Source organism: Veillonella sp. CHU594, from assembly GCF_003992265.1.
Taxonomy (GTDB): Bacteria; Bacillota; Negativicutes; order Veillonellales; family Veillonellaceae; genus F0422.
The window spans coordinates 25,852-46,215 of record NZ_RQVB01000003.1; the positions used below are offsets into that span (position 1 = coordinate 25,852).

A 20,364-nucleotide genomic window follows, 5' to 3' on the forward strand; every position below is an offset into this window, starting at 1 on the left:
ATGCTTGCTCAGGAACATGCCGTGCTCTTCTTGTGTTTGTGTGAGTTAGATAGTAAGAGACGCCACAAGGCTACTACGTCTAACTGCGTTCCTCTGCCAACTCAATTAGGCATACATATAGAATAATGCTTGACTATTTATTATATGTGTTGTACTATATAATTAAATTGTGAATACTATTTCTAATGGAGGATGAATCATGAGTCGTGATACTGCATATGTTCTTTGGTTTGATGAATTGCATCGTGAGGATGTGGATATTGTTGGTGGTAAGTCTTCTTCTTTAGGAGAAATGACTTCTTCTACGAATGTACCTGTTCCTTATGGATATGCTACAACAGCCCATGGCTATCGTTATTTCATGGAAGAAACTGGTTTAGTAGATCGAATTAAAGCTAAACTAGAAGAGTTACATGATGTGGAAAACTCTGCTTTGTTACGTAAGGTGACTGCAGAAGTGCGTCAAATGATTATGGATGAGGAAATGCCAGCTCCATTAGCTGAGGCTATTCGTGAAGGCTATGAAGAGTTAGCACGTAAAGTAGGGGAAGAAAATCCATTTGTAGCGGTACGATCTAGTGCCACTGCAGAGGACTTGCCAGATGCTAGTTTTGCAGGTCAACAAGATACGTACTTAAATGTTCGTGGCGCAGATATGATTATTGCTAAAGTAAAAGAATGCTATGCATCTACTTTTACTGACCGTGCTACCTACTATCGTGTAAAACAAGGTTTCGATCATATGACAGTAGCCTTGTCAGCAGCCATCCAAATGATGGTATACTCCAAAGCTGCAGGCGTTATGTTCTCTGTGAATATTATGAATGGTGATGACAAATCCATTATTATCGAAGGATCTTGGGGTCTTGGTGAGTATGTAGTGCAAGGTACAGTAACACCAGATAATTTCACTGTAGATAAAGGGACGATGCAAATTACAGATCGTATGATTAACGATAAAAATCTTGCATTAGTACGTAAACCAGAAGGGGATTGCGTTGAAATTCAAATTCCTGAAGACCAAGCTCGTCAACAAGTTATCACAGACGAACAAGTTATCGAATTAGCAACTTATGCAAAAGCAATTGAAAAACATTATGGTTGCTATATGGATATGGAATGGGGCATCGATGAGCGCGATGGAAAAGTATGGATTTTACAAGCCCGTCCAGAAACTGTATTCTCTCAAAAGAAAGAAAAAGAAGAAACTGTAGTGGAAGCGACTACAACAGAACGTAAGATTGTTGTAAAAGGTCTTCCTGCGAGCCCTGGTAAAGCAGCAGGTCGTGCCCATGTCATCGAAAATCCAGAAGATATCGATGATTTTAAAGAAGGAGAAATCCTTGTTACTACTATGACTGCTCCTGACTGGGTACCGGCGATGAAAAAAGCTAAAGCTATTGTCACAGATGCTGGTGGTATGACTTGTCATGCGTCTATCGTAAGCCGTGAGTTGGGTATTCCATGTATTGTAGGTACCAAATCTCGTAGTGAAGAGGCAACGAAAACCATTTCTGATGGTCAAATGATTACTGTAGATGCTACCAATGGTATTGTCTATGATGGAATTTTAGAAGAGGCTACCAAAAAAGTAGAACCGGCAGCAGAAGCTCGCTATGTAGAGCCAACACCGATTACAGCCACTAAAATCTACATGAACTTAGGCGATCCAGACTTGGCTGAAAAATATGGTGTATTACCTTGTGATGGTATTGGTTTGATGCGTGAGGAATTCATTTGGACTACATTTATTCATGAACACCCAATGCATTTAATCGAAACAGGTCGTCGTGATTTTGCCATCGATACATTAGCCGAAGGTATGCGTAAAGTATGTGCAGCCTTAGCCCCTCGACAAGTTGTATTGCGTTTGAGTGACTTCAAATCTAGCGAATACCGTGATTTAAATGGTGGTGATAAATACGAGCCAGAAGAATCTAGCGCGTTACTTGGATTCCGTGGCGCTTCTCGCTACTATGATGAACGCTATGCACCAGCGTTCTTGTTAGAATTAGAAGCTATTAAAAAAGTACGCAATGAATTCGGTTTTAAAAACTTGCAAGTTATGATTCCATTCTGTCGTACTGTGAAGGAAGCAGCAGAAGTAACTCGTATTATGGCAGAACACGGCTTACAACGTAATGCAGACTTCAAAGTATGGTTGATGGCTGAAATCCCTGCGAACATTATCTTGGCGGATCAATTCAATCAATATGTAGATGGTTACTCTATCGGTTCCAATGACTTAACGATGCTTGTATTAGGCTGTGATCGTGATAATGAAACTGTACAACATATTTATGATGAAAGAAACTTGGCTGTAAAACGTGCTATTAAACATTTAATTGAAACAGCACACAAAGATGGCAAAACAGTATCCATCTGTGGACAAGCACCAAGTGTGTATCCAGAGTTCTGTGAGTTCTTAGTAAAACATGGTATTGATTCTATTTCTGTAAATCCAGATGCTGTGGTGTCTACGAAAAAAATGGTGGCACAATTAGAACAACGCATTATGTTAGATGCTTTGACAGGCAAAGGTCGTCAAAATACAGAAGCTTTAGATTGGTAATAGATGAGGAGGCTCTGGAAGGAGCCTCCTTTTTCATAGAAAGGTAATAATATGAATCTTTCAAAACGACAAGAATCGATTGTACAAATTGTACAACAAGAAGGGCCTATCACTGGTAAAGCGATCGCTACAAAATTGGACTTAACGAGGTCAGCGTTGCGATCAGATTTAACGGTACTGACAATGATGGGTATTTTAGATGCACGGCCAAAGGTAGGGTATTACTATGTTGGTAAAGTGGCAAATAATCCCTTAGCGGCTGAGATTAATAGTTTCACAGTGGCACAAGTTATGTCCAGTGTGGTAGCAGTCAGTTCCACAGCATCTGTGTATGACACAATTGTTACCATGTTCACAGAAGATGTAGGAACTATCTTAATCTGTGATGATGGTATATTAAAAGGCGTGGTTTCTCGTAAAGATTTATTGCGTGCCTCTCTTGGTGGGTCTGATTTAAATACTATGCCTATTTCCATGATCATGACACCTACTAGTAAAGTCGTAGTGGCATATCCCGATATGCCTGTTGTGGAAGCAGTAGAACGGATGATTGATTTTGAAATCGATTGCGTACCGGTAGTAGATAAGGTATTATTAGAGACAAGTAAAGAATATCGTGTAGTAGGTCGTATTTCTAAAACCACAGTGACCCGTTTATTTTGGGACTGTGGAAAACGATAGGAGTAATTATGGCTAAAATTATTTATGCAATTTCTGACTCCCTAGGAGAAACAGCTGAATCAGTGGCACGTGCTACGGCAAGTCAATATGATAAGGAAACGATTGATATCGTTCGTGTGCCCTATATTAATGATGAATTACAAATAAATGAAGTGGTAAAAGAAGCTGCTACCGGCGGACATGTGATCTGTCATACCATTGTATCACCAGCATTGCGGTCTTATTTAGATACAGCTTGTAAAGCACAGGGTGTGCAAGCCGTAGATATTATGGGCCCTGTTATGGATGCAGTAGGAACTATGACAGATACAGAGCCTAGATTAGCACCTGGTATGATTCATAAACTAGACCAAGAATATTTCAAAAAGGTAGAGGCTATTGAATTTGCCGTGAAATACGACGATGGTAAAAATCCAAAAGGCTTTGAAAAAGCAGATATTGTCATTATTGGTATTTCTCGTACTAGTAAGACACCATTATCTATGTTCTTAGCCTATAAAAAAATAAAAGCAGCCAATTTACCATTGGTACCAGAAGTACCGTTACCAGAAGAATTGTTCCAAATTCCAGGGCGCAAGATTGTGGGGTTAATTATTGATCCTTTCAAATTGAACAATATTCGTGAAGAACGTCTTCGTACCATGGGACTACATGCGGACGCTAATTATGCGAATGTAAGCCGTATTGAAGAAGAGTTAAATTATGCAAAAACTGTGATGAGACGGTTGCATTGTCCAGTACTTGATGTAACTAATAAATCTATCGAAGAAACAGCTGGTATGGTGATGCAAATCATTCAAAAAAATCGTGTCATGGATACACGCTAAGCTAGGAGGTGTCATATGAGTATTCGTGAAATGCTAGAAGAACGAGAATATACTATGTTAAGTCCTTATGCGGCTAAAAGTAGAGAATCTGTAAGAGATCGTAGGGAAGAGCCTGATCCATATCGGACGGATTTTCAACGAGATCGAGATCGTATTTTACATAGCAAATGTTTCCGTCGATTAAAACATAAAACACAAGTATATATTGCTCCAGGGGACCATTATCGGACTCGTATGACACATACCTTAGAAGTGGGACAGATTGGACGTACCATTGCACGGGCGTTGCGGTTGAATGAAGATTTGACAGAGGCTATCGCTATGGGGCATGATGTGGGACATACACCATTTGGACATGTGGGGGAATACGCCCTTCGTGATATGGTAGGTCATTTCAATCATAATGAGCAAAGCTTGCGCATGGTGGAAAGTATAGAAAAGGATGGACAAGGTCTTAACCTCACAACTGCTGTTCGTGATGGTATTTTAGGGCATACAGGCTCTCATATGCCTCTTACCTTGGAAGGGCAGATTATACGCACTGCTGATCGTATCGCCTATTTGTGTCATGATTTTGATGATGCGTTGCGAGCACATATGCTCAGGGTGAATGATTTACCGAAAGAAGTGGTACAGGTCTTCGGAGATACCCATTCCAAAATGATTACTGCCATGGTCACAGATATGGTGACATCCTCTATGGATCAACCGGTGATTTCTATGTCAGAACGTGGTGTGGAAACTATGAATATTTTCCGTCGTTTTATGTTTGAACGTGTCTATCGGGCACCGTCGTTAATTCCAGATCGGAATAAAGGTGACTATGTGGTAAAACACTTATTTATGTACTATAAAGAACATCCCGAGGCGATTCGCCATGAAATCCATCATGACAATCCCATTACAGACCAAGATATTGTGGACTATGTGGCGGGTCTGACAGATAACTATGCGATAAAACTATTTACTGAGTATTATATTCCTAAAGTATGGGATAATTAATCTGCTTTCAAAGAAATGCTGCGCTAAGGCGTGGCATTTTTTGCTTGCAAATTTAGGTTATTCATACCCTAAACTCTTTAAAAATAAAAGTTTGGGTTATTCATACCCTAAACTTTCTAAAAATGAAAGTTTGGGGTATATAGACATCATCGAATTGATGAGTTTCTTAGTTTGACATTTGTTCCTATTTTAAGTAAACTAAAGAGTAGTACTGAGTAGTATACTTTGAGTTTTAATAGATATAAAAGAGAGTATGAAAGGAGGGCTATATTGGTTACGGTTAAAGAGAAAATTTTAGCAGCGGCGGCCATAATGATTGAAGAGCAAGGCATATCATTCCGCATGGATGATTTAGCAAAAGCACTGACTATCAGTAAACGTACGTTGTATGAACAATTTCGTTCTAAACATGAAATTGTAGAAACCATTTTAGTCCATGGGGCAGAAGATTTTTACAGACAGCATGAGAATATTGTGAACAATAAAAGTCTTACTGTAGAAGAAGTATTAGATAGGTATTTTAAAGTACGATCAAATTTGTATGCGGCTTTCAGTGGAGAATCTTTCATATAAATCTTCTTATATATACCGCAACTACAAGAAACGTTGAAAACTTTGTTCAAGAAAGATTGGGACTTACTTAAACACTATTTACTACACCAACAAGAGCAAGGAACTATTGCTCGCTATGTGGATGTTGATATTATCATTATGATGTTGCAAGGTGCTGTACGACGCATTGTGTTTGAAAGCTCCAATCATCATGAGGATATTTATAAATATATGCCAAAGGTTATTTCAGTTATATTACAGGGTATTACAAATAAGGGTGAAATGAATGAAAAAACAAGCGTATAATGGTTTAGTGGCAGCTAGCTTGGCAGCCCTTGTACTTGTATCTGGTTGTGGTGGACAAGCTCCGGGGCAAGGTCCAACGGAGGTTAACTCCTATAAAATCACAGCTACTGATACAAATGTACAAGAATCTTTCAATGGTACTGTATTGGCACAAAATTCTATTGTGATTCGAGCGAATGTATCCGGTCGAGTTGTTGAAAAATATGTAAAAGGGGGCGACACGGTAAAAGCCGGTCAAGCATTGTATCGTCTCGATGGACGTCAATACGAAGCGAACCTAGCTAGTGCACAAGCCAATGCAGCACGATCTAGCGCAGCGTACCAAAACTCTCAAGTCGATTTACAGCGCTATCAAACATTAGCAAATGAAGATGCCATTGCCCGCCAAACACTGGATACACAAGCTAGTGTGGCTGCACAAAATCGCGCAGCCTTAGAAGCTATGGAAGCACAAATCCGCTTAGCGGAAAATAATTTACAAGATACGGTTGTATATGCGCCATTTGATGGTACATTGGAAATGGATGATGTAGATTTAGGTACATTCGTTACAGCTGGACAAACAGCACTTGTCACATTGAACTCTACCGATCCAGTATATGTACAATTTAGTATGAGTGAAGCAGAGTACTTAGAATATAAAAAAGCACATCGTTCTGTAGATGGCGAAGTAGAATTGAAATTGTCCAATGGTGAAATCTATGGTACCTATGATGATAATCACAAAATTGTAAGCACAATTAAAGGTCGCATTGTGGAAGCTGCCAAAAACTTAGATAGCGGTACAGGTCAGCTGATTTTAAAAGCAGCATTCCCAAATCCAAATCATATGTTGTTACCAAATATGTATGCATCCGTTATTACTAGCGGTGAAACTATTCAAGGCGCTATCTTAGTGCCATCTCGTGCTTTATTACAAGTATTGGATAAAACATTTGTGATGGTCATCCGAGATGGTAAAGTAGAACAAGTGCCTGTCACAACAAGTGGTACCAGTGGTAAATACACCATCATTCGTCCTTCCAAAGATGGTAAAGGTTTAACAGTAGGCGATGAAATCGTTGTAGATGGCTTAACAAAAGCGAAAAATGGCGCAGAAGTAAAAGCAACTTTATTAAGCAAAGAAGATATTGAGAAAGGTAATTAGGGTGATATTGTGTCAAAATTCTTTATTAATCGCCCTATCTTTGCCATCGTAATCTCTATTATCATTACATTGCTAGGGTTGATTTCCTTATCAAAACTGCCGATCGACAGATATCCACAGATTTCTCCACCGCAAGTACAGGTACGTACTGCCTACATGGGGGCCAATGCTGAGGTTGTAAGCGAATCGGTAGCGGCAGTCATCGAAAAACAAATCGTTGGCGTCCAAAATATGGATTATATGCAATCCACGAGTACAGGGGATGGTTCCTATAACTTGACAGTTCAATTTGAGCAAGGAACTGATGCCGATATGGATACGGTAAACGTACAAAACCGTGTAGCCCGTGCCTTGGCATCCTTGCCATCCGAAGTACAAACGGTGGGCGTGACCACTACGAAATCTTCTGGTGATATGGCCATGGTATTCTCCTTGGTATCGCCAAATGGTAGTTATGATAGAACTTTCTTGAAAAACTATGCCACTAACTACATGATGGATGCCATCCAATCTGTGAATGGTGTGGGTACAGTGCAGGAGTTCGGTGCTGACTATGCTATGCGCATTTGGCTAGACCCTACAAAAATGTCTAAGTATGGCGTTACCATAACAGATGTAAGCAATGCGATTCGCAGTCAAAACAAACAGGCTGCAGCAGGTGCGTTAGGTTCCGATCCAATTGACAAAGATCAAGCTTTCAACACATCTGTGAAAGTACAAGGTCGTTTGGCTGAAATTTCAGAATTTGAAAATATCGTAATTAAAAAAGATAAAAAGAATAATTTATTGCATTTAAAAGATGTAGCTCGTGTTGAATTAGGGGCACAAAGTTATTCTGTAGAGCCTACAAGCTTCTCAAAAGAAACGGGCAATGATAAACCAGTAGCTGTATTTGCTGTTTCATTAACGAATGATGCGAATACATTAGAAACAATCAATGCTGTAAAAGAGGTTATTCACCAACAAGAAGAAGCATTCCCACCGGATATGCAAGCGAAGATTATTGTAGATAATACAAAATTTGTAAAAGCTTCTATGAAAGAAGTAGTAAAAACCTTTGAAGAAGCCTTGATTCTCGTAGCGATTATTGTGTACTTGTTCTTGCAAACATGGCAGTCTACAGTGATTCCAATGATTGCAGTGCCAGTATCTTTGATTGGTACTTTTGCGGCGTTCCAAGTAATGGGCTTTACTGTTAATACATTGACTTTGCTAGCCATGGTGTTAGCGATCGGTCTCGTCGTGGATGATGCGATCGTCGTAATCGAAGCTGTAGAATATGAAATGCGCTACAATGGGTTGAAACCAAAGGCGGCTACCGTAGCAGCCATGGAAAAAGTACAAGGCCCTGTTGTTGGTATTGCTTTCGTATTGATTTCCGTATTCGTTCCAGTGGCCTTCATGGGTGGTTTAACGGGGGTATTGTATAAACAATTCGCTTTAACAGTAGCTATTTCTGTTATTATTTCTGCCTTTGTAGCATTGACATTGACGCCTGCATTGTGTGGTATTATGTTAAAACCACATAAGCCAAAAGAGACTACTAATATAGTGGGTCGTTTCTTGGAGTGGTTTAATGGATTCTTGGATCGAAGAATCGATCAGTATGGTATTCTTTTAGCTCGTTGGTCCAATCGTCTATGGGCCACATGGTTGGCATTGGCTATCTTCTTAGGTGCAGCTTTTGGTATGATGCGTATGGTGCCAAGTGGATTCGTACCTGCTGAAGATAGTGGCTATTTTCTGGTTGCGGTATCCTTGCCGCCAGGGGCGACTTCTAGTCGTACAAAAGATGTATTAACTGATTTAGGTCATTTCTTGAACGAAGATAAAGATTCTGATGGGACCATCACAGTACCTGGCTTTGATATCTTAGCTGGGGCAGCACAAACGAGTGGTGGTGTAATCTTTACATCCTTAACAGATTGGGGTGAAAGAACGCAACCAGATCAACAGCTTGGCTTAAAGATTCGAAATACTTTCATGCATGGTTCTAAAGATCCACGAGGAACGATTATTCCGTTGAATCCACCATCCCTCCCAGGTCTTGGTAAGACGGGTGGTTTCTCCATGTACCTCATCAATAAAGCGGGTCATAGTACAGAACAAATGAATGCGGTAGTGCAACAGTTCTTAGGAGAAGCTCAAAAACGTCCTGAGTTCCTTAGTATTTATACGACTTTCAATACGGCCACACCATCCTATAATTTTGATGTGAATCGTGATAGAGCGGCTCGTGATGGTGTAGCTGTGACAGATATTTATACAGCCTTACAAGGATATTATGGTGGTATGCAGTTAAATGACTTTACTAAGTTTGGTAAAAACTACAAAGTTATGTTACAAGCGGACAATCAGTTCCGTACCGATCCTAGTATGAATCATCTATTGACTGTTCGTAATGCAGCAGGTCAAATGGTGCCAGTTGATACGTATATTACACCGCAAAAAACGACATCTGCCTTTGTGGTAACACGATATAACAACTTCCCAGCAGTGAGCATTGGTGGTAATACTAAGCAAGGTGTTAGCTCTGGTGATGCTATCAAAGCCTTAGAAGAAGTGGCGAAAAATACATTGCCACAAGGATATACCTATGATTGGGGTGGACAAACTCGTGAGGAAATCAAAGCGGGATCCCAAGTGTTGATTATCTTTGGATTCGGTATTGTCTTTGTATTCCTTGTGTTGGCTGCCTTGTATGAATCTTGGAAAGTGCCATTTGCAGTATTATTATCTGTTCCAACAGGTATCTTTGGTGCTGTTCTTGGTCCATGGTTATTCAATATGATTGGTGCCATGATGAAATCTACACATTTCTTTGCCTTGGATATTTACTTCCAAATCGGCTTACTTACATTAGTGGGCTTGGCAGCGAAGAATGCGATCTTAATCATTGAATATGCTAAGATTCGTGTTGATGAAAGAGGTATGAACTATGTAGACGCAGCTATTGAAGCAGCGAAGATTCGTTTACGTCCTATCTTGATGACGTCCTTTGCATTCATCATTGGATGCTCGCCATTGATGTTGGCAAGTGGCGCTGGTGCTGGTGCCCGTGCATCCTTGGGTGTGACCGTAGTATTTGGTATGATTACAGCCACATTCTTTGGAGTGGCAATCATCCCTATGCTGTTCATCATTATAGAAAAACTAGGCTTTAAACGTCACTAATTAGGCTATGCAGCCTCGTTGGTCGTTGCTTGTAAGGCTATGCAGCCTTGTGGCGGTCTTAATTGAATATGATAAAAAGGGAAGAGCACGGCATACTCCTCACAAACGGTATTTCATAATGTTTGTTCGGAGCACGCCGTGCTCTTCCTGTGTTTGTATCATTTTGTCAGTAAGGGCGCCACAAAGGCTGCTACACCTAACTGTGTTCCTCAGAGTATAGTTAGAGCACGGCATACTCCTTACAAACGGTATTTCATAATGTTTGTTCGGAGCACGCCGTGCTCTTCCTGTGTTTGTGTAATTTTGTCAGTAAAGACCGCCACGAAGGCTGCTACACCTAACTGCATTCCTCCGGGGTAGGAAACTATATTGATACATGTTAATAGTTTGGGTAATTTTGTAGTATAATGAAGATTAGAAGAGTCATTAACGTGTTGTTAGGCTCATCTCTTCCTATTATGGGAGGAGGTGATACTATGACTGCATATGAAAAATTATCTTTATTGATTCAATTTTCTATGTTAATTGTAGAAGTTATTCGTTGCTTTTATAGCTAATGAAAACGCCTAACGAAATGAGGTTTTACGGCCCTCACACGTTAGGCGAAATCAAATTTTGACTTTTTGAGATGAGCCTAACGCCAGCTACACGTTGATGGCTCTTCTTTTTTACATGTCAAGTATACCATACTTTGCAAAAAAATACTACTTGTTCCTACGTCTAACTGCGTCCCTCTAAGAGTTAAATTATGGGAGAGGTTTGTGTTTTGTGGTATAATGAAATAATAGCCGATGAACTAAGTTCATTCGATGAGTGAGGTACAAATGAAAGTTATTATTTCAACGTTGAATTCAAAATATATACATTCTTCTTTGGCGTTGCGCTATTTGCAGGCTTATGGAAGAACGAAAGACGAGGCATATGAGATAGTGGAATACACTATTAATATGCCTATTTTAGATATTTTAAATAATGTCACTACGTTAGACGCAGATGTAATAGGCTTTGCTTGTTATATCTGGAATATCGATATGACATTGCATCTATGTTCTATGATCAAAGCGGTCCGCCCTAGTACTAAGATTATCTTAGGGGGGCCTGAGGTGAGTTATACAGCGCGGGAACTATTAGAAGACCACCCGTGTATTGACTATATTGTACAAGGGGAAGCTGAGGAGGCTTTCACTTCGTTTGTGAAAGCAATTCGTACAGGTCACTCTCCTGTTGATCCTGTCATACCTGGTATCCTAGGTAGAGAACAAGGGAACATTCAAGGGTCTGAAGAGGCTGTAGAGGTGAAGGACCTAAGTACAATACCATTCCCGTACACAGAGGAAGATATGCTTACCTTAGGGAATAAAATTGTCTATTATGAATCTTCTCGTGGTTGTCCCTTTAGTTGCCAGTATTGTTTATCTGGAAATCGCAACACTGTACGATTCTTTCCCCAAGAACGGGTAATCGAAGAGTTAGCTTGGTTCGTAGAGCACAATGTAAAACAGGTGAAGTTTGTGGATCGTACGTTTAACTGTGCGCCTCATCATCATATTCCATTGATGGAGTGGATGCGTGACCATGGGGGACAGACGAACTTTCACCTGGAAATGGAATCCATTTTAATGACTGAAAAAGAAGTAGATATTCTAAGTTCTACTCGTCATGGTCAAATACAGATTGAGGTAGGCGTTCAGAGTACGCATGATAAGACCTTAGAGGCGATCCATCGGCGCAATGATTGGGGTCGTATTCAATCTGTGATACCACCAATCATCAAGGCTGGGCGCACCCATGTGCATATGGACTTAATTGTAGGTTTGCCATATGAAAGTAAATCTATTTTCGAGAAGTCCTTTAATGATTTATTCAGTTTGCAACCTCATGCGTTGCAGATTGGGTTTTTAAAGTTATTAAAAGGCTCTGGCGTGCGTTCCATGGCAGAGTACGAGTATATTGCCAATCCGAAAGCACCTTATGAAGTATTACAAACCCATGTCTTGCCTTATGATGATGTACGCATGTTAAAACATTTTGAAGATGTGTTTGAACGGTTCTATAATAGTGAACGGTATCGCACAGTTTTTGGGTACATTAGTGAAAGCTTAATCCAAGAAGGATCGGCCTTTGCCTATTTTGAAGAAATGACCAAGCTATGGTTAGAAAAAGGGAATCAAGACCGTAAATTAAATGATGCTGATCAAATAGCATTCCTTTATGAGTTCTTTACCTTGAAAGAGGACCAAGTGGCCTGTGATTTATTGCGCTACGATGTATTGACATCTTTCAATGGGAAAATCCGTGATGAACGATTTGGTTTATCTAAGGATAGAAAGCAAGAAATGCAAGATGCCGAGATATTCTGGCGTGAGGAAGCATTAGTTCGACAATACATTTCTAACTATTCCTTTGTGGAGTGGCGTAAAGTGAGACAAGATTACCACACGATAGAGGTGTGTGGTGCTACATTGCCATACTTAGGGATTTCAAGGGGTTCTTATAGTGCTGTAGAGGTCATCATCGATGTAAAAGGTGAGACGAAACCTTTTATACGTCCTCAACAATGTGTAGATACGAATTTGAATTATCCAGAACATATTGCTAGTTCAACTATCAGGGAGGAGGTGTGATATGAGTGATACCACAAAGCCAAAGCGGTATCGTATGATATCTGCTTTTTACAAAGAGCGATATGGGGAAAAGGCTTATAAAATTCCAGTGGCATTACCGTTGACATGCCCTAATCGCGATGGATCAGCAGGTGTAGGTGGATGTACCTTCTGTGGTGAAATTGGAGCAGGCTATGAAAATCGACCAGCCTCTATGACGGTGAAACAGCAAATTCATGAAACAGTGGTGCATATTGCGAAAAAATATAAAGCCTATAAATATATACCGTATTTTCAGAATTTTAGTAACACCTATTTACCACCAGAGAAGTTTCGCCAGTATGTGGAAGAAGCTTGCTTAGAACATGTGGTAGGCATTGCCATTGCCACACGTCCAGACTGTGTACATGATGCCTATTTAGATATTTTAAAAGATATACAAAACAAATATGGTATTGATGTCTATGTAGAATTAGGCTTACAATCGGTGAACTATCATACATTACAAAAGGTAAACCGAGGACATACGATGGCGGAGTTTATCGATGCAGTATTGCGCATCAAGCGTTATGGATTTGAAGTGTGTGCTCATATGATACTGAACCTTCCATGGGACACCATGAACGATGTTATTGAAGGAGCGAAAACTTTATCAGCATTACAAGTAGACCAAGTGAAGCTTCATGCATTATACTTAGTAAAGAATACGAAAATGGCACGTGATTATGAGGCTGGTGAATTTACCTTAATCAGTGCAGAAGAATACGCTCGACGAGTGGTAGAATTTTTACGTTACCTAGATCCTATGATTGTCTTACAACGACTAGTAGGACGTGCGCCAGAGGAAAATACAATCTTCACGAATTGGTCTATGGGCTGGTGGCGCGTACAAGATTTGATTGATCAAATTATGGAAGACGAAGATATTTCTCAAGGTAGCGGCTATGATTATTTACATGGCGCTGCGGTTCAAAAATTTCTGTGAAAGGGAGCATATGGCTAATCAGAGATTTACCATACCTACTTATGACATGGTAGGACCTATCGTGGGACCTCAAGGATCTCACATGAAAGTATTAGAAGAACTAGTAACAGTAGATATATTACATCGAGATACCATTGTGGATATAACAGGTTCAGAGGAATCTGTACAAGTAGCAATGGAAGTGTTAGATGTACTGTTATACTTGTTTAAAAATCATATTAAAATCACTGATCATCATGTGCGAACAGCTACTACGATGATCTTGAAAGGCGAAAAAGAATCACTTTTTCAGTTATATGAAGATACTATCAATGTGACTGTGAAGGGGAATCCTATCATTCCTAAAACAGTGGGCCAAAAACAATATGTAGATAGTATCCGTCGCAATACGATCACCTTTGGTATTGGTCCTGCGGGAACAGGAAAAACCTATTTAGCTGTTGCACTGGCAGCATTTTACTTGAAAAATCGTGAAGTGGATCGTATTATTTTGACGAGACCTGCCGTAGAGGCAGGGGAAAAGCTAGGGTATTTGCCAGGCGATTTACAAGAAAAAGTAGACCCTTATTTACGTCCTCTCTATGATGCTTTACATGATATGTTCGGTGTAGAACGAGTGCAGAAGATGCTCTTACAAGGGACTATCGAGGTAGCACCATTGGCTTACATGCGTGGTCGCACCTTGGAACGTTCCTTTGTGATCCTTGATGAAGGGCAGAATACGACGCCAGAACAGATGAAAATGTTTTTAACTCGCTTAGGGTATCAATCGAAAATGGTGGTCAATGGAGACCCTACGCAAATCGACTTGCCACCGAAGATAACATCTGGTTTGATTGAAGCAGAGCAAGTGTTACAACGCATCAAAGGGATTCGGTGTATTTATTTTTCTGACCAAGATGTGGTGCGTCATGATTTGGTAGGTCGTATTGTGAAAGCCTATGAAGAATATCAACTTTTAGAGAAAGGGAAACGAGAATGATTGTAAGTATTTCCTATGATGAGGGAATCGAACAGAATAGCACTTACGAGGAAGTCATTCAACGGTGCTGTAATGAAGTGGCTCGTGTGTATGGATTACACGAGGAAGATGAATATAGTGTGCTCCTCTGTAACAACGGAAAAATTCAGGAATTAAATCGTGAATACCGTGGTAAAGATATGCCTACAGATGTGTTATCGTTTGCCCTCAATGAAGGAGATGAAGCTTCTATCGAGGAAGAAGGACAGTTATTAGGGGATATTGTCATTTCCCTTGAGCGAGCAGCAGAGCAAGCGAAAGAGTATAATCATGATTTTATTCGTGAACTTGCCTATTTAACTGTTCATAGCTGTTTACACATTTTAGGTTATGACCATATGACAGATGAAGATAAAAAAGAAATGCGCACAGAAGAAGAGTTTGTACTTGGTAATTTAGGTTATGTACGAGAGGATATGCCATATAATGAATAGTGAAAAAGGATTTAAATCAGGCTTTGTAGCCGTTGTAGGACGACCAAATGTAGGAAAGTCTACATTAATTAATGCATTGATTGATGATAAAATTGTTATCGTATCTGATAAAGCGCAAACGACACGAAACCGTATTGTTTGTGTCTATACAGATGAAAAGAAACAAATCGTGTTCATGGATACACCAGGGATTCATAAGCCAAAACATAAATTAGGTGAATTCATGGTAGACCAAGCGGTAGATTCTTTGCGTGAAGTAGAGGCTGTCTTATTTGTAGTGGCAGCTAATGAGAAGCGTGGTCCTGGTGACAACTTTGTCATTGAACAACTTCGTAAGGTGAATGTACCAGTGTTCCTCATTGTGAATAAAATTGATACGATGGAAAAGCAAGACTTGTTAGAGGCTATCGTATCCTATGAAAATAGCTATCCTTTTGAAGCGGTGGTACCGATTTCTGCGAAAGAAAAAGACAATATTGAGGAAGTGGTGAATTTATTAGAAAAACATTTACCGGAAGGTCCAAAATACTTCCCAGATGATATGATTACAGATCAACCGGAACGTTTGATTATCTCTGATATTGTGCGTGAAAAAATCCTGTTACAGACTCATGATGAAATTCCTCATGCCATTGCTGTTGATGTAGATGAAATGAAGACAAGAGAGGATGGCACTACCTATGTACGAGCTACTATCTATGTAGAGCGAGATTCTCAAAAAGGTATCATCATTGGTAAACAAGGAGCCATGTTAAAAACTATTGGCCGCCAAGCTCGTGGTGATGTAGAGCGTTTATTGGCTACAAAAGTATTCCTAGATTTATGGGTAAAAGTGAAAAAAGACTGGCGCAATAAATCTGGTATGTTATCTGAATTGGGATATCGGAATTAATACTTAAGGCCGGTTATTTTATGGCACGCTGTTAATTTTTTAGGTCATAGTGTAGACAATATTACGTATGAAAAATCACATACCTTGAGATAGAGTATGGTATTGTTAAAATAGTGTATATAGAAAGGACTGATTTATATCGATACCCCCGTCACGGGTGGCATGATTCTATTTGCCATCTTTTGTATTTTAATCATTAGTTTGTTTGTTATAAGTAAATTCTCCTTTGCTCGTTTACGAGAAGAACATCTAGAAGATATGGACTCCTTGAGTGATGGAAAAAAAGAAGAATTACGTGAATTATACCAACGGCCAGAACGGTTTATGAATACGTCCACTTTCTTTATTCTCTTCTTTATAGTCGTTTTAGCAGTCTATGTAGGACGCTATTTAGAAGATGGGACTGATGTGGTATTACATTATTTAGGAGTGTATGATGCCACATATGCCATTATAGTAGAATGGATTGTATTAGCATTATTTGCTGTAGTAGTGCTCATATTTGGTGAAATTATTCCCAAAGGGCTGGCATTATCCTTCCCTGAACGCTATGTGGGGACTACAGTGACGATTGTTCGGTTAGCTGGAAAAATTGTAATTCCTTTTGTATATCTTGCGGAACAAATTGGTAATACAGTACTGAAAGCTTTCAAAGCTCCCTATCGTACAGAAATCGATCTAGTGCATACAGAAGAAGAAATCCGTGCCTTGGTAAGCCGTAGTCATCAACAAGGTGAAATTGACCATGTGGAAGGTGAGCTTATCGATAACGTATTCGATTTTGTGGATCGCATTGCGAAAGAAGTTATGATTCCTCGACAAGATGTGGTGTGTGTATATACCCAAGATAGTTTTGAAGAGACCATGCATATCGTATCCTCTACAAGCCACACAAGATATCCATTGTGTTTAGAAGATAAAGATCATATTATCGGCCTTGTGCATATTAAGGATTTAATGGAACGCCGTGAAGAGGCGAGTAAAGATTTACGTTCCATACGTCGTAATATTCTTATCATTCCAGAAGTGATGAAGTTATCTGTTCTATTACAACACATGCGGACACGTCGTATTTATCAAGCTATTGTGGTGGATGAATACGGGGGTATGGTTGGCTTAGTAGGTTTAGAAGATATCCTAGAAGAACTGGTGGGGGATATTCAAGATGAGCACGAACGTGACTTGCCTGCCATTGTTCAAAATCCTAATGGAACTTATAACTTTGCCGGTAAAGTGCTGGTGGATGAGGTAGAAGATCTATTGGATATTTCCTTTGGTGATGTGGACGAAGATACTATTGGTGGTGTTATTTTCGGTATGTTAGAGCGAACACCTGCCATTGGTGACGTCATTACCGTAGATGGATATACTTTCACAGTCACAGAAATGCAAGGATATCGAATAGAACGTGTATATGCCGTGCCAGTGCCTGTTGAAGAAAACATAAATGACGAATCAAATTAATAGATACGGTATGCAAGAATCATGTAGATTTTAAGTTTTTGTAGGCTATATAGAGTATGTATATGTAGAAAAAATCAAGAGTATATACAAGGATGATACATGTATTGCTGAATTAGTAGTAATATACTGTTAAGTATGAGGAATTGTAAATGAAAGCAAATACGTTTACTAGTGAAGCCATCGTACTGTGGCGTAAAAAACGAAAATACTATAGTATCTATGCATTTCTCACGAAGTTAGAAGGCATTATACTTTGTTCTGTTCCTCATAAACGTAAAGCTAACTATAAAGAAGGAGCGTATTTGCAACCTTTAAGCCGTTTATATTTGACAGTAGCACCTAACGGAGACATGTACGATATTATCCAGATAGATGGGATTTCTACACGCGATTATGAAAGTTTAGAAGATATTTCCTATGCTACTTTTAGCGGTGAACTGGTAAGTGCTTTATTTGAAAAAGGTAAATTAGACCGCAGTGTATATACGAACATGAGCCGATTTTTACAATCTATACAGGATAAACCCATTCGCTTAGGTTCTATTGTGCTGGGGTGGCATATGTTAAGTCTGGCGGGATTTGTGCCACAAGGGCAACATTGTGAAGACCCTGAGGTAATGGCAAGTCTTTGCGATGAAATCTATGAAGCCTGTCAGTATGTAATGAAACAAGAGCTACAACAAGGTATAACAATGCTTTTGAACTATGATTGGATTCCTACAAAGCCTCTACGTCTTACTGCGAATCAATGGGATCAATTAGAAATTCTATTGCGGAAACTTTTGACCTATCAACTAGGATATACATTGCATAGCATTGAGTTTTTAGAGACGATGATATAATTAATATATTAAAATGAAAACAGGAGCTACCTTTCATAGAAGGAATGCTCCTGTTTTGATTTGTGAAGTTATTGTAAAATGTATAATGAAATAATGAGTGCTTATATACGCACTAAATAGTATAGTAAGCGGTTATATTTCTTTTTTCTTTTTAGAAATTAGGCTAATGATATAGGCTGTTGCAATGGTTGCTAATGCTGTTCCTACGATAGTAGATAGGCTAGCTCCTAAGAATGGGTTGCTGTCAAGGAATTGATGGTACATATAAGTACCAGATGCCCAACAAATGATATACAAACTAGGTCCATGGTCAAGGTGTGGACAATGACGTAATAAGAAATAGTGAGTTAATAAAATAGCAATCATTGGGGCAAACACGGATCCAATCATATATAAGAAAGGAATGATATTATCCATTGGATAGATGGATGCACCGATGGTGCCGATGACGGTAACGATAATACCAATGGTACGACCAGAATATTTAGATTGCAAGCTTTCAGAGGAAATACCTGCAGATAGGGCATCCATAAAAGTAGTTGTGACAGTAGAGAATACGATGATAATTAACCCACCAAATCCTAAACCAGCATGAAGTAGAACCTTTGCAATGTTGCTTTCATTTGTATAGAGGGCCGCAGCGAGGCCTAATACATACATGACAGAGCTAGTTACGCCGTATACGATGGCACTAGATGCAGTACCTGCCACAGGGTTCTTGGATAATCGAGTATAATCACTAATCAATGGTAGCCAAGACAACGGCATAGCGATGGATAATTCCAAGGCCGCTGTGAAAGTCATTTCATCAGTGATGATTCCTTGGCTGTGAATGGAACTTTCTTGTAACAAGCTAATCAACAAATAGATGCAGAGGATACCTAAGCCGTAGCCCATGATGCTGTTGATGTATCCCATGTTACGGATACCGATGAAGAGCCATACAATGATGAGGGCCCCGATAATGAAAGTCCACGCAGTGAATGGTAGATTCCATAACTCTACGGCACCAAGAGCACCGTCATAAATCATAATACCGGTCCAACCAATCAGTTGTAGAACGTTTAAAATAGAAAATAATTTCATGCCCCCATTGCCAAAGACAGTGGATACAGTTTGCATAGAACTCATTTGTTCACGAGCACCGATGAGTCCTGCACCAAATAATAACAAGCAGCCGATGACGTGACCGATGATGATGGCTAATAGGCCGTCGGAAAATCCTAGGGGCGCAAAATAGGTGCCCGTCATAATTTCCGCAATGGAAAGAGCGGCGCCGAACCAAATGAGGGACAACCGCGATGATGAAAGTTGTGTATCAGTCATGAATACTCCTATCCATGCCAGTGGGAACAAAAAAGACTAATCCAAAATGATTAGCCTGTAGATGATAGATATTCTTGAGATACCTAGTATTGCAAACAGGAACCATGTGGTAATGTGTCCTTATGTGTTTGTATAGGTACTACAAAAATATACTAATATATCCCTACGTTGGCATTATCCAAATCAGGTTATGGGTTAGTAGCACATAGCCACTTCTCAGCCCACTTTAGTGAGCACCCCTTACAGATGTATTATACGAATTGAATGATACTACGTCAATAGCAATATATAGGTGAATGTAATGTATCATATGAAATATATAGGATATATGAATATCTATATTGAGAGGAAATATCTTCTAGTGAAAGTAGCTTAGCTGTAATTTATTGTATTGCATTAGAGTATATTTCATGTTATAACTAAATTAATATAAGAACCACTAGGGGTGCTTATGCTGAGATTGATGAGTGTCAAAACCCTAGACCTGAACCAGATAATGCTGGCGGAGGAAAGTGGATGGCATCGAATACTAGATA

The 20,364-nt window shown here is 39.5% G+C and carries 16 protein-coding genes and 2 riboswitches; of the genes, 15 read left to right on the top strand and 1 reads right to left on the bottom strand.

Going from position 1 to position 20,364, the window contains the following annotated elements; genetic code table 11:
- Positions 1-199: 199 nt before the first annotated feature.
- The 15 genes from ppsA (at position 200) to EO111_RS01930 (ending at position 18,502) form a co-directional block, all read left to right on the top strand.
- Positions 200-2,572: a phosphoenolpyruvate synthase gene (ppsA, locus tag EO111_RS01860; RefSeq protein ID WP_127010364.1), complete on the top strand. Its 2,373-nt coding sequence runs from the start codon at positions 200-202 to the stop codon at positions 2,570-2,572.
- A 51-nt stretch (positions 2,573-2,623) separates the two neighbouring features.
- Positions 2,624-3,253, top strand: coding sequence for a CBS domain-containing protein (locus EO111_RS01865; protein WP_009354020.1), 630 nt, complete (start codon positions 2,624-2,626; stop codon positions 3,251-3,253).
- Positions 3,254-3,261: 8 nt separating this feature from the next.
- Positions 3,262-4,080: a pyruvate, water dikinase regulatory protein gene (locus tag EO111_RS01870; protein WP_062402939.1), complete on the top strand. Its 819-nt coding sequence runs from the start codon at positions 3,262-3,264 to the stop codon at positions 4,078-4,080.
- 15 nt (positions 4,081-4,095) lie between these two features.
- The gene (locus EO111_RS01875; RefSeq protein WP_127010366.1) at positions 4,096-5,082 is read left to right on the top strand and encodes a deoxyguanosinetriphosphate triphosphohydrolase; all 987 of its coding nucleotides are present in this window, start codon (positions 4,096-4,098) and stop codon (positions 5,080-5,082) included.
- Positions 5,083-5,352: 270 nt separating this feature from the next.
- Entirely contained in the window at positions 5,353-5,655 is a 303-nt protein-coding gene (locus tag EO111_RS01880; RefSeq protein WP_126940250.1) for a TetR/AcrR family transcriptional regulator, read from the top strand.
- 42 nt (positions 5,656-5,697) lie between these two features.
- Positions 5,698-5,940, top strand: coding sequence for a hypothetical protein (locus tag EO111_RS01885; protein ID WP_127009420.1), 243 nt, complete (start codon positions 5,698-5,700; stop codon positions 5,938-5,940).
- Positions 5,921-7,087, top strand: coding sequence for an efflux RND transporter periplasmic adaptor subunit (locus EO111_RS01890; RefSeq protein ID WP_009354038.1), 1,167 nt, complete (start codon positions 5,921-5,923; stop codon positions 7,085-7,087). The genes EO111_RS01885 and EO111_RS01890 overlap by 20 nt, the downstream gene beginning before the upstream one ends.
- 9 nt (positions 7,088-7,096) lie before the next feature.
- On the top strand, positions 7,097-10,261 hold the full coding sequence (locus tag EO111_RS01895) for an efflux RND transporter permease subunit (RefSeq protein WP_126940251.1): 3,165 nt from the start codon (positions 7,097-7,099) through the stop codon (positions 10,259-10,261).
- A gap of 824 nt (positions 10,262-11,085) precedes the next feature.
- Complete coding sequence (locus EO111_RS01900; protein WP_126940252.1) at positions 11,086-12,885, top strand: B12-binding domain-containing radical SAM protein; 1,800 nt, start codon at positions 11,086-11,088, stop codon at positions 12,883-12,885.
- A 1-nt stretch (position 12,886) separates the two neighbouring features.
- The gene (locus EO111_RS01905) at positions 12,887-13,849 is read left to right on the top strand and encodes a TIGR01212 family radical SAM protein (RefSeq protein ID WP_127010368.1); all 963 of its coding nucleotides are present in this window, start codon (positions 12,887-12,889) and stop codon (positions 13,847-13,849) included.
- Between the two features lie 10 nt (positions 13,850-13,859).
- Positions 13,860-14,831, top strand: coding sequence for a PhoH family protein (locus tag EO111_RS01910; RefSeq protein WP_127010705.1), 972 nt, complete (start codon positions 13,860-13,862; stop codon positions 14,829-14,831).
- Positions 14,828-15,304, top strand: coding sequence for an rRNA maturation RNase YbeY (ybeY, locus tag EO111_RS01915; RefSeq protein WP_126937302.1), 477 nt, complete (start codon positions 14,828-14,830; stop codon positions 15,302-15,304). The genes EO111_RS01910 and ybeY overlap by 4 nt, the downstream gene beginning before the upstream one ends.
- A complete protein-coding gene (era, locus tag EO111_RS01920; protein ID WP_127010370.1) occupies positions 15,297-16,196 on the top strand; it encodes a GTPase Era in 900 nt (299 codons plus the stop codon). Before ybeY ends, era begins: the two co-directional genes overlap by 8 nt.
- A gap of 162 nt (positions 16,197-16,358) precedes the next feature.
- Positions 16,359-17,660, top strand: a complete 1,302-nt coding sequence (locus tag EO111_RS01925; protein ID WP_127010372.1) for a hemolysin family protein — start codon at positions 16,359-16,361, stop codon at positions 17,658-17,660.
- Between the two features lie 149 nt (positions 17,661-17,809).
- Positions 17,810-18,502 (top strand): DNA repair protein RecO, encoded by a 693-nt coding sequence (locus EO111_RS01930; protein WP_127010374.1) that lies wholly within the window; start codon positions 17,810-17,812, stop codon positions 18,500-18,502.
- Between the two features lie 132 nt (positions 18,503-18,634).
- Here EO111_RS01930 and cytX read toward each other — a convergent pair whose 3' ends face one another.
- A complete protein-coding gene (gene cytX, locus EO111_RS01935; protein WP_127010376.1) occupies positions 18,635-19,828 on the bottom strand; it encodes a putative hydroxymethylpyrimidine transporter CytX in 1,194 nt (397 codons plus the stop codon).
- Between the two features lie 143 nt (positions 19,829-19,971).
- Positions 19,972-20,079, bottom strand: a riboswitch (TPP riboswitch).
- 180 nt (positions 20,080-20,259) lie between these two features.
- Positions 20,260-20,356, top strand: a riboswitch (TPP riboswitch).
- Positions 20,357-20,364 lie beyond the last annotated feature (8 nt).